This window comes from Acinetobacter sp. USHLN143 (assembly GCF_037145695.1).
Lineage (GTDB): Bacteria > Pseudomonadota > Gammaproteobacteria > Pseudomonadales > Moraxellaceae > Acinetobacter > Acinetobacter fasciculus.
This window is the reverse complement of record NZ_JBBCWZ010000125.1, coordinates 1-4713: the sequence shown is the minus strand read 5'-3', so window position 1 is coordinate 4713 and position 4713 is coordinate 1. Positions and strand designations below refer to the sequence as shown.

The 4713-nt window shown below is 39.8% G+C and carries 4 protein-coding genes; 1 reads left to right on the top strand and 3 read right to left on the bottom strand.

Translation table 11 applies throughout. The features are described 5' to 3' along the window. Positions 1 to 198 precede the first annotated feature (198 nt). Positions 199 to 1581: a WS/DGAT/MGAT family O-acyltransferase gene (locus WFH18_RS16850; protein ID WP_005251228.1), complete on the bottom strand. Its 1383-nt coding sequence runs from the start codon at positions 1579 to 1581 to the stop codon at positions 199 to 201. A 330-nt stretch (positions 1582 to 1911) separates the two neighbouring features. Here WFH18_RS16850 and WFH18_RS16845 point away from each other — a divergent pair, with 330 nt between their 5' ends. Further along, positions 1912 to 2307 (top strand): RepB family plasmid replication initiator protein, encoded by a 396-nt coding sequence (locus WFH18_RS16845; protein WP_004782596.1) that lies wholly within the window; start codon positions 1912 to 1914, stop codon positions 2305 to 2307. Between the two features lie 366 nt (positions 2308 to 2673). Here the strand turns inward: WFH18_RS16845 and WFH18_RS16840 are convergent, their stop codons facing one another. Further along, a complete protein-coding gene (locus WFH18_RS16840) occupies positions 2674 to 3486 on the bottom strand; it encodes an acetoacetate decarboxylase family protein (protein ID WP_336755318.1) in 813 nt (270 codons plus the stop codon). A 156-nt stretch (positions 3487 to 3642) separates the two neighbouring features. Next, on the bottom strand, positions 3643 to 4395 hold the full coding sequence (locus tag WFH18_RS16835; protein ID WP_305177480.1) for an IS5 family transposase: 753 nt from the start codon (positions 4393 to 4395) through the stop codon (positions 3643 to 3645). Positions 4396 to 4713 lie beyond the last annotated feature (318 nt).

Here is a 4713-nt window from a genome sequence, read left to right as displayed (position 1 = left end):
TGTTTGAAAGAAGAACTTTAAAAGCTTTATTTTCACCCGATAAAATACCCATAAAACAAGAGGAAGCTCAAATGAGCTTCCTCTTGTGAAAAATTGTGGGACAGCAATGCCAGATCGGTCCCTTTATTCTGTGCTCAAAGACTGGCAAAAATGATCAGCATCTTTGGCAGTCCATCTATCTTATTTATTCATCCGCGGCTAGCTTACCGCTCGTAACTTTGGGACAGGTTCGCCATCTACAATAAGTTCAAAACGTTGAATTTCTTCTTCCAGATGTGTCAGCAAGTTCTGCATTTTCGGCAGGGCATTACGACATGCGGTCAAGCCGACTTCCAGTTTGTCTAGATAGCTGGTCATAGTGATATTCAAGGCCTGACCATCCAGTACGATGGAAGCCGGATAAAGTGCTTCAAGACGTGCACCATTCCAATACAATGGTTCTTGTGGCCCAGGTACATTGGAAATAATGACGTTAAACGCCTGACGTGTCGGCATTAAACCGGAGGCAATATTCAGACCTGCTGCACCGTAGACAAAGGCACTATAGTTCAAAATCTGGTTGGCATTCATACGTTTGAAGCGTTCTTTGGCACTCAGCACACTGCGACGTACGATCTTGAGACGTTCCAGTGGGTCTTCTTTATGCGTGCCCAGATTGGCCAGAATCATGGTAATACGGTTGGATATATCTGAATCATCACTACGAACAGAAGCTGGAACCATGGCAATTAAGGGTTTTTTCGGTAAGGCATTTTGCGATAATAAATATTCACGTAATGCGCCTGAACAAATGGCCAGGACGATATCATTAATGGTCACGCCCAATGCTTTGGAAATATGACGTAAGCGTGAAAATTCGAAAGACTGGGCTGCAAAGCGACGTGAAGCACTGACGCGTTGATTCAGAATACTGCTTGGCGCCTGAAAGCTGGATACATAATCCGGATTGCGTCCCATATCTTTCATGACGGTTTGCGACAGTTCATAAGCAACTCGTGGCGCACATTCCAGTTGCCCCTTAATGGTCTGCAGGACATTTTTAAACCTGTTAACTTTAGGTGCTTTAAGGCGTTTGGCACGTGGGCCTTCCACACACCAAGGCGGTACAATACTCTTGGCATTTGGATCATGTGAAAGCGACTTTTCGACCAGACGCATGCCAGCAATTCCATCCACCATGGCATGGTGAATTTTGAAATACATGGCAAAACGGTTTCCTTCAATGCCTTCAATGATATGACAGGTCCATAAAGGTTTGGCGCGATCAATCAGGGCACTATGTTCTTGAGAAATATAGGTCAGCAATTCACGGATACGGCCCGGTTTTGGCAGGGCAATATGACGAAAATGATGATCTAAATCAAATTCTTGGTCTTCATCCCAAAACAGGCCGTTTAAATAATTGTTAAAAGGTGGGATAGGGGAGCATTTCGAATTTTGGATATCCGTGACAAGATCCTGAATAAAGGAAGCTGGCGCATTGTCGGGAATTTGGAATAAAAATAGTCCACCTACATGCATAGGCTGCTGCCGTTTCTCTAAAGTTAAGAAAATAAAATCAATTGGATGTAATGGACGCATAGCGTGGATTGCCTCACTGCATTCTCTATGGCTTTTTTGCTAAAAGGCCTTGTTAGAATTATTACTTTAGTTTTTAAAGTATATCTTTTTTAGCATATAAATGAACTGCTTTATCTTGCCTTAACTGTGAAAAAGTGGCTATTGACAAGAACAAAATATCTTCCTAAGTTTATGAAATGTGAAAATTTTAGTTTTAAAATAGAGCCTGTTGAACATTCATAATTTGAGCCAGATATAAGCACAAGCAAGAGCGACCGTATTTTCATAACTCTGCTTGAGCTTAACAAGTTCAGAGACCAGTTAGGTATAGAAGATCATGAATACAAGCGTATGGGTAACTTTAAACTAAGAGTATTAGACCTTGCTGTTAAAGAAATTAATGAAAAATCAGATATTAAAGTCAGTTATACGCAGGTGAAAAAAGGTAGGACAATTACAGGCTTTAAGTTTGTAGTTCATGAGAAACTGAAAACTAAAACAGAAAAAACAAGTAAGTTGCGTGATGTTGATACTGCTGATATGTTCACAGTTGAGGGTTTAAATGATAAACAGCTAGGACGTATCGTTCGCAATCCTGCTTTTATGGCAGAATACAATCATTTAGTAAGTCCGACTAGCCCAGCTGGACAGTCGCAGCAAGGATGGGAGTTTGAGATGGTTAATCGCCTTAAAAAAGACGCTTCTCAATTTAAGAAACGTCCAATCAGGGATTATTTAGAGTATTAAGGCTAGCAGTTTATTATAAGTGGTTCTCTTATATTGGTCTGTTTTAGGTAGCCTATTAATAGGCCTAAGAGGCTTTTTAAGTGGTTCCTTTGGGGTATACCGTCTGTTAAAAAGTAATTGACTTCTCACTACCGGCTCAAAGAGTGGTATGCAACTTAATTCTATTAGATAAGGGTCTGATACTTGGGATGATTACCGTTCTAATTGAAGTCATTTGTCATAACGCCCGTTATGCGAACAATAGATATTATGAGTCTGATTGTTTAAGTAAGCATGTTAGCATTAAAGTAGAAGGAGTTAATTGATTATTGAATTGCTCCTTAAAAAAATTTACTGTAAGCAGATTTTTGAAGTTCAAATCATCAATCAAAAAATTACGCCTTCATTTAAACGCAATTGCAAGCTATCAGTAAAGGTGACTGAAAAAGGCGTCGCACCATTTAACTCAAGACTATTGAGCCTTTGTGCCATTGGGTGACTGTTCGTTGTATCAACACTTAGCTTAAGATCACCTTTAGTGGCAATTTTAGCGCCATTTAATGTACGTGTATCTGCGGTTGCCCGTATTAACGCATCATTTAACATTGAATATAAAACTAAGTCTGCCCAAGGTGCGGTAACTGATGCGCCGATCGTACCTGATAATGACAAGATTGATGTTTGAGGATTCTCTGGATGTTTGACAGAACTACTAAAATCCTTATTGTCTAAATTAAAATCAATATCGGTGACGAATTTCGGGTAGCCCCATAATTCTTTACCTGCACGACACGCAACTTCGGTGGTTACCGGTAAATCACAAACCCACATGCCGGTATTGCGTCGATCTGGTGGTAATGTCATTTCCACCAATGGATGAGTCGGTGTGTCTTGGTCTGCAGGATAGACAAGCATACTTGATGCAACTTCGTGATAAGGCTCGCCATCAGTTAATTCACGATAATCATAGAAAGCTAGACTAAATAACGCTTTATTGCCTATAAGCTTAGCAACCTTTAACTTTGGATTGTCCAATACACTGACTGCTTTGTCATAATCGACCATAAAAAAAGCAATCAGGCTTGACGCATCAAAGTACTTAATAGGCAGCTGAGCCTCACCTTGTGACATCTGTCTTGTGTGGGTGGCTTGTTGAAAAAATGGGTCAGCATGCCATTTATTATTCACGTTTTTATTCATTATCATAGGTTAAGTACCTTTGTTATGATCAGATTATTTTTAATCAGTTTTATTTGAACATGACAATAGAAAAGTATAAAGCGTTATTGTGTAAGGCAGTGCGTTCTACTCAATTAATTTAAAGTTTGGAAGTTATAACTAGAGCCTGTTGAACATTCATAATTTGAGCCAGATATAAGCACAAGCAAGAGCGACCGTATTTTCATAACTCTGCTTGAGCTTATCAAATCTGGTGGCAACCGCCCTATACTGTTTTAGCTTAGCGAAAGCATTTTCTACTAGATGCCTGGCTTTATACAAGTCCCAGTCCATATGGTCGTTAGAAGACTGAGTGTTTCGTTTTCGAGGGATGTTATTATGCGTCCCTGCTTGTTCAATATGGGCTCGTAGTGCATCAGAATCATAGCCTTTATCGGCACATAAAACCTCTGTATCGCTCAAATTAACCTTATCTATTAAATCAGGTGCGACTTTGACATCGTGGGTTGTGCCATCTGATAAAAGAAAGATAATCGGATTGCCATGAGCATCAACTGCTAAGTGAATCTTGGTCGCGCGGCCTGCCACACTTTTGCTAATGGATTGTAGGTTCTCGTTGCCTCCATTGCTGTGCTGATGCGCTTTAATATGAGTGCCATCGATAAAGACCCACTCAAGGTCTGCGTCTTTGATCAGTAACGTAAATAATGTAATCAGCTTATTACTGCGAAACCAGCGCTGGTAAGCTTTATAGATAGTATTAGGCTTGCCAAAATACTCGGGTAAGTCGCGCCAAGGACAGCCAACACGCATGCGATAAAGCACGCCTTCAACCGTTTGTCTAAGATTTCCTTTGTCATAGATATTAAGTTCTAGTAATATAGGTTTCAGTCTTGTCCAGTGTTCATCTTTGAGCATGGTGCGAGGCATAGCGAACGATATCTTTTTTGTGTGAGAACTTAAAGATTAACCGTTCGCTATTTTTTTTGCCATTAATTTATACCCAATGTTCAACACGCCCTAGTTTTCTAAAAATAATATTTACTAGGCGAAGTGGAGTGTAACTTAATAATTATGTGTTATTAGAAGAATAGCATTGTGTTCAATTTCACATTTTATGCAAATAAATCAATGAACTAATAGATCTCTTGCGAAAGTCGTTATTGCAAGTTCATCCGGTTTACCAGTGCAGCGATTAAGTTAATGCGTAAACCGAATCTTTTCCGTCTATTTCGATAGCGTTCACTT

Excerpts from the sequence above, each read along its gene's own strand:
- WFH18_RS16850 (WP_005251228.1), bottom strand. The coding sequence starts at position 1,581 with ATGCGTCCATTACATCCAATTGATTTTATTTTCTTAACTTTAGAGAAA.
- WFH18_RS16845 (WP_004782596.1), top strand. The coding sequence starts at position 1,912 with ATGGGTAACTTTAAACTAAGAGTATTAGACCTTGCTGTTAAAGAAATT.
- WFH18_RS16840 (WP_336755318.1), bottom strand. The coding sequence starts at position 3,486 with ATGAATAAAAACGTGAATAATAAATGGCATGCTGACCCATTTTTTCAA.
- WFH18_RS16835 (WP_305177480.1), bottom strand. The coding sequence starts at position 4,395 with ATGCCTCGCACCATGCTCAAAGATGAACACTGGACAAGACTGAAACCT.